Source organism: Psychromonas sp. (genome assembly GCF_047632995.1).
Taxonomy (GTDB): domain Bacteria; phylum Pseudomonadota; class Gammaproteobacteria; order Enterobacterales; family Psychromonadaceae; genus Psychromonas.
In genome coordinates this window covers 1-6,137 of record NZ_JBLIEK010000162.1, presented here as the reverse complement: position 1 = coordinate 6,137, position 6,137 = coordinate 1, and the positions used below count along the sequence as shown (strand labels likewise).

Sequence of the window (6,137 nt, the reverse complement as noted above, 5' to 3'; positions counted from 1 at the left end):
ACATATACTAGAATCCTATTAGCTTATAAATGTAATAATAGTAATCATCTATTTTATAAATGACACTGTTAAGCCATTCTGCCGCATTCTTTTTATAGATCGGTTTGCGGATTTTTTAAGGGTATCTGAATATTGTACTTAGGTTCGAGCAACCGGTACGCCAAAAATAGCTAGTTTGTTGATTTTTACCACACCAACATAAGTAAAGATATCAAGTTTTAATCAGTTTTTTTCAGTGACTGATTAATATATTCGCTTTCAGTCACCGATGACTTGCATGCAATTTTGCAATGATTAATTTAAAAATAGCATTAAATCAGATGATAAGTGCACTAAAAAATCATTCCCTAACTTTAAAATTATTGACATATAATTAGAAATATTCCACCAAGGAGCGTTTTTCCATCCATAGAGCTGCATAGTACTGAACATTTTGTAGATAAAAAAAGAGAAGCAAAAAGCTCCCCTTAAAAAACCTCGTTAGAGGTCAACACAATAAAACGTTTATAGCGTGTATTTAAATGATAACTGTGCATAATTTGAATCAGCATCAACTTGATCCATTGAGAAGTTGCCCACTTCAACACCAACAGCTAGTTCTTTAGTAAAGTTAGTGAACAAATTAACACTCCATTGGCTATTTTTTTTATTTGCAACATCTGATTCTGCATGGCCATACTGAAGTGTACTGCGTAAATTTTCACTCCAAAAGTGACGATAATTAACAAGATATGCCGTTGTTTCTTCAACTTCATCCCCAACAAAATCTTTCGCAAATGCTATACCGACGTAACGACCTAACTTACCTTGGTGGATTTGAAATTTTAAATCATCTTTACCAACAGTTTTAATTTTACCTGCAACTGAAATACCAAAAGCATTTTCACTATGACCAATAGAGTCAGTTAAACTGCGAGCTAAACCTGAAACAGAGACATTACCCCAATCACCTTTAAAATTGTAGCGAGCAATCATATCTGGTACTGAATCATTGCTAGAATCACCACCAACAGATTCAGGATTTTCAAGAGAGAATTGGAAATTACCGCTGGTATAACGAATTTGACCTTGACGAACAAATACAATACCGACGGTAGCACCTGCAAAGTCTGCAGTTTCCCCTAAGGCACTAGTATTCATAAACGTCGACCATGTTTGGCCCACTAGTACATCTTTGTATTTAATGAATGCATGGCGTAAACGAGGATTGCTTGAATTTGAAACAGTTTGAGACCCCCCACCGCCATAAAAATCTAGCTCAAGAAAACCAGTGACATCGCCATGAATGTACTTACTGTTAAAACGAGTTTGATTTGCATTCAGTCTAAATTGTGATTTATCTTCTTCTGTTGTTCCTGCAGTACCGATCCAAAAATCACGATAAGCAACATCACCATCAGCGTAACGAGCATCGATTTTAATATAACCACCAAAACTCAAACTATCGGTGTCTGATATTTTTAGTGTATATCCAGCATTAGCTGAAGTAGCTAATGCCATAAGGCTTGTTGCTAAAATGAATTTTTTTTTGTTGAACATTGTACATCCCCTATTATGTAATCTTCCTCAAAATACCAAAAGTATTTCTGTGAGGTCATATTTTAAATATAGAGCTTTAAGCTCTTTGTTATTGTTTTACTACTTACTTATAACTAAGTTGTCGTCAATTTTAGTGTTTCTAAAAGTAACGGCATCCACATTATTTATTTTAGCTCTCTTGGCTATTTCATAGCTCATTTGCTTTTTCTATATTGAGGCTGTTATCAATAATTTTATTTTAAATAAAGAGCCAACATCTAGAATATCTAGAATATCTAGTGTCACCCTCTCTGCAACGTATAAATTTATATGGTTACTGCTGATATCGACCATTATTTTAAATTAACAAAGCATTTATTTTATTTTTCTTAAAAACACATCAATGGTTGCTATTAATAATTGCATCAAAGGAAATAATCGTTCAATTGCAGTAACAACACACCCCATGATAGCACTAAATTCCGCATGGTAAAACTATAGATTCAAAAAAGAAAGGGTGTGACAGGTCAATTAAATAGATTCAATAAATTAAAATACAACTTTTCGCCCCATTTATTGAAATATAGAGATAGATATTTGATATCGTAAAAAGTAAATTAAAACTTCATTTTATCCCTATGTATTGTAAGTTTTGCCACTTCACATAAAATATTTACAACGGTGTTAGCGTGCCAAATATTGAGTGTTAAAAGTAATGGCTATTAAAGTTATCAAAAGTATAAAACTACTATTCTTTATGGATATATTTGTCAAAAAGTCATTATTCTGATCAAAATCATCACTAAGTTTAGTGATGATCATACGAAACTAGGCCCATTAATCGAGTACTGAGGAACAACAATATTAAAAGTAAATTTTACATTAACTATAAAAAATACAAAGCAACAACAAATGGTAATATTAAGATTTTTGCTATTCAAAGCTTGTAGCCAGATACGTTAAAAGACATCTCTATTGTTCTAAATTAAGAGACAAATGAGTAGTTCTACTATGCCCTACCTTCTACCCTACTTTGAACATCGGGGGCCTATTTGTGTTTATAAGTCGTGATTAGTCCATATTTATGCAAAGTTGTCAGTTTTTTAAATACAGAACCTAAAATGAAAGTGCAGCTTATTGTTGATGGGTTAACAATCGTTATTTAACGACGACTCAAAGCAAGACTATTAGTCCACTTTAATGAATAGATTGAGTATGCGAGCCACCGATATTGTCGAGTACTAAGAACTCAAGACTTTATGAATAAAATAAGTAAAATATTATTGCTGAAATAATGTCATTGCTAAAAGCTTATTTGGTAGTTTAAAAAAAAACATATTTGTTGGCGCCACTATCAAGCAAGTTATGAGGCGCAGCAGGATGTGTTAAGTAACATATTAATCGATTACAACAGTTATCAACTTGGTTCTTATTTAGGTTCTCAATCTCAATTATTCGATGCAGTATTAAAAAATAATGACTCAGCTAGAGTGACTAAATTTAGTTAAGTTGGTCAATTAGTTAAATTATAAAATTGATAGACAATTATTAAACTAAGATTATTGAATAATATAATGTATTAAAAATAAAAAAGGATGTGACTGAGTTTAATCACACCTTTTTGCTTATGATTTAGCCTTAGAGTTTATAAAAAATTAGTATTTAGCTGTTTTATAAATCCTTTCCTCTAAAATTTTAGTGAATGTTTCAGGGTCTATGTCAACAGTAACGAGACTTTCCCATTTTTTAATGTTTTTCAGAAATCTAGTAACGATGATTTCTGGATTTTTCACACCACGTTCTTTAGCTGCTTTAATAGCTGTCTCGACTTCGCCTTCACGGTAGGTGACTAAGAAGTTAGCCATATCTGCTGGAGCTTTTGAAAACTTTATACCTTTGGCCAAAGCTAACTTTTTAGCTTTTTTGTCCTCAGCGACGTAACCGGTAGTTGCACGTGCAAGTGCACCAGGGGCTTCAGAAACCCAAGCATCTTTTTGAGCGTTACTTAAGTCGCCCCAAGTATCAGTATTTAAGTTAACAGCACTCCCACCTAAGTAGCTTCCAATAGGTTCTTCGACGACATGAGTGACCACGTCCATAAGCGAGTATGATTTTAACCATGCTACCGAACCCAGAACACAATCAAGCTGTCCACGTTCTAGAGCCTCATAGGCTTCTGATGATGGAATATTAACAGGAACAGCGCCTAAAGCGTCGATAACACGAGTAAAAACTTCACCACCAGCACGAACTTTTAAGCCGTTTAAGTCTGCCATGCTGTTAATGGCTGTCTTGCACATTAAATTGTAAGGAGTAGTAGAGTATGCACCGAAGTCTTTAATACTATATTTGTTATATTCTTTAGTACATTCGGGACATTCTAGCTGAACTGTTTCATTTAAGGCTGCCATAGTTGCTACCGAATTTTCATTCAAAAGTGCTAGGTCACTAAATAAAACTGCGCGGGGTAATTGCTTAGCGTGGTAGAGAGAAACAATCAAACCACCGTCAGTCAGACCACTTGAAATGCCAGATAAAGTAGTACGTGCCCCCGTTAAAGAACCAGAAGTATGCAACTTAACCTCAATTTCTTCTTTTAAATTATCAAACATTGGTTGCATAGCAAAATGATTGTAAACATGCTTAGGTGATACAAATGAGCTGTAGTTAATGTCTCTGGCAATAGCTTGTGTAGCCAGTGTGGTCGCCGTAACAAAAATTGCTGCAGTAAGATTTAGTAGTATAATTTTTTTCATTCTGTAATCCTCTGTTTATAGTTATTATAGTGTATAAGTTATGGTAGAAGACTATTTGTAAAGACTTCTACCGTAACGAATTTTTTAATCCATTAAGCTTGGCAAGTATAAGCTGATCTCAGGGAAGATAATTAAAAGGGCAATTACAAATACTTCAGCAAGAAGGAACCAAGAAATACCTTTAAAGATATTCACTAAGGAAATGCTGTCACCAGCGACCCCTTTCACCACGTAAGCATTAAGACCAACAGGTGGTGTTAATAGACCAACCTCTAAATACTTTATAACCAACACTCCCATCCAAATAAGGTTAATGTCAAGCGCTTCATAAAGTGGTAATAAGATTGGAATAGTTACCAACATAAGTCCTAGTGGATCTAGAAACATGCCAAGAATAATGAATATAATTGCTGAGCCGATAACTAGCAGCATGGGATCGACTGACCACACTCCCATTAACTCTACCAAATAATCAGGAACACCAGCTAAGACCAAGAAACGGGTCAGCATTACTGCACCAATGGCAATAAAAAAGATAGATGACAGACTAAATAGCGCTTCTTTGACACTAGCCATTATAACTTTAACGCTACCATTACCCGTTAATATCGCAATCACCATCGCCATAAATGCGCCAATAGCACCCGCTTCAGTTGGTGTTGCAATGCCAGAATATATACTGCCGATTACACTGAAAGCAAGAACTGGTATAGCCCAAACACCTTTAAGGGAATGGATACGTTGTTTCCAAGTAACTGTCTCTTCAATTTTTGGTGCTAATTCTGGGTTAAGAGTACAACGAACTAAAATAAGTACGGTATAAGCAAATGCGGTTAGAAGTCCAGGAAGAATACCGGCAAGTAAAAGTTTACTGATCGGTTGCTCAGTGAAAATACCATAAATAACCATTAAAATGCTGGGCGGAATTAAGGAGCCTAAAGTGCCTGATGCTGCAACAACACCTGCGGCTAAACCATGGTCATACTTATACTTAAGCATTTCAGGGATAGCTAATCGTCCCATTGCTGCAGCTGTCGCCATACTTGAACCAGAAGCAGCAGCAAAAGAGGCACTGGCAAAGTTGGTGGCAATAGCCAGACCACCAGGTAAGCCACTAAGCCATAATCGTGCCGAAGTAAACAAGTGAGCTGTTAATCCTGAATGATAAATGACAGCCCCCATCAAAAGAAACATAGGCACTGCAGATAGAGTAAAATGGGCAGTGAAGTCAAATGGCAAAGACCCTAGTGAGCCAATCATGGCCCGAGGGCTACCGGTAAGGATTAAAATTCCTATAGACGAAACCCCACCTAAAGCCACTGCAATTGGTACACGAAGACCCATAAGTACCAGCAAGGTCGCAAGGCCAGAAAAACCTATTTCCAAAGAAGTCATGTTAATATTCCTGTTGCTGGTAATAAAGGGGTATTTGAGTGAAACTATTTATTGTTGTCATTTTCTACTCCAGTCTTATTTTGATGCCCTGTGTAAGCCTTTACTAAAAAGGTTAGGGCTAATATCACGCAACTAATAGGAATTACCCATCGAATAGCCCAAACCTCAATGTCGAAATTCATCAATTCTACCTGTTCATAGAACTTCGTCATGCCCCAAGCTTTTTTAGCACCCGCCCAAGCAAAAAGAAGTACGTAGGCGGCACTTAAAAGGCAGGCGGCAGAATCAATAATACGTATATGTGTTTTCGACATGTTTTGCGTAAATAGCTCAATTCTTATATGCTCTTGTGTATATTCTGTGTGCGCAAGAGGTAAGAAGACCACTGGAACCATTAAGTAGTAGGCAACAATTTCGAGAGTGCCTTGAACAGGTTGGTTGAACATATACTTACCAACCACGTCTAGT

4 protein-coding genes are annotated in these 6,137 nt (G+C 36.0%); all 4 read right to left on the bottom strand.

Features of this window, described 5'->3' with window-relative positions; genetic code table 11:
- Nucleotides 1–504: 504 nt before the first annotated feature.
- Nucleotides 505–1,539: a DcaP family trimeric outer membrane transporter gene (locus tag ACJAT7_RS17200; protein ID WP_415228030.1), complete on the bottom strand. Its 1,035-nt coding sequence runs from the start codon at nucleotides 1,537–1,539 to the stop codon at nucleotides 505–507.
- Between the two features lie 1,634 nt (nucleotides 1,540–3,173).
- Complete coding sequence (locus ACJAT7_RS17195) at nucleotides 3,174–4,274, bottom strand: C4-dicarboxylate TRAP transporter substrate-binding protein (protein WP_415228029.1); 1,101 nt, start codon at nucleotides 4,272–4,274, stop codon at nucleotides 3,174–3,176.
- Between the two features lie 84 nt (nucleotides 4,275–4,358).
- Nucleotides 4,359–5,669 carry a TRAP transporter large permease gene (locus ACJAT7_RS17190; RefSeq protein ID WP_415228028.1) on the bottom strand — a complete coding sequence of 437 codons (1,311 nt, stop codon included), beginning with the start codon at nucleotides 5,667–5,669 and terminating at the stop codon, nucleotides 4,359–4,361.
- 44 nt (nucleotides 5,670–5,713) lie between these two features.
- Nucleotides 5,714–6,137: TRAP transporter small permease (locus ACJAT7_RS17185; protein ID WP_415228027.1), on the bottom strand; the 424-nt coding region annotated here is incomplete at its 5' end.

What these genes read in the sequence shown, in the direction of transcription:
- ACJAT7_RS17200 (WP_415228030.1), bottom strand. Translation starts at nt 1,539, where the DNA reads ATGTTCAACAAAAAAAAATTCATTTTAGCAACAAGCCTTATGGCATTA.
- ACJAT7_RS17195 (WP_415228029.1), bottom strand. Translation starts at nt 4,274, where the DNA reads ATGAAAAAAATTATACTACTAAATCTTACTGCAGCAATTTTTGTTACG.
- ACJAT7_RS17190 (WP_415228028.1), bottom strand. Translation starts at nt 5,669, where the DNA reads ATGACTTCTTTGGAAATAGGTTTTTCTGGCCTTGCGACCTTGCTGGTA.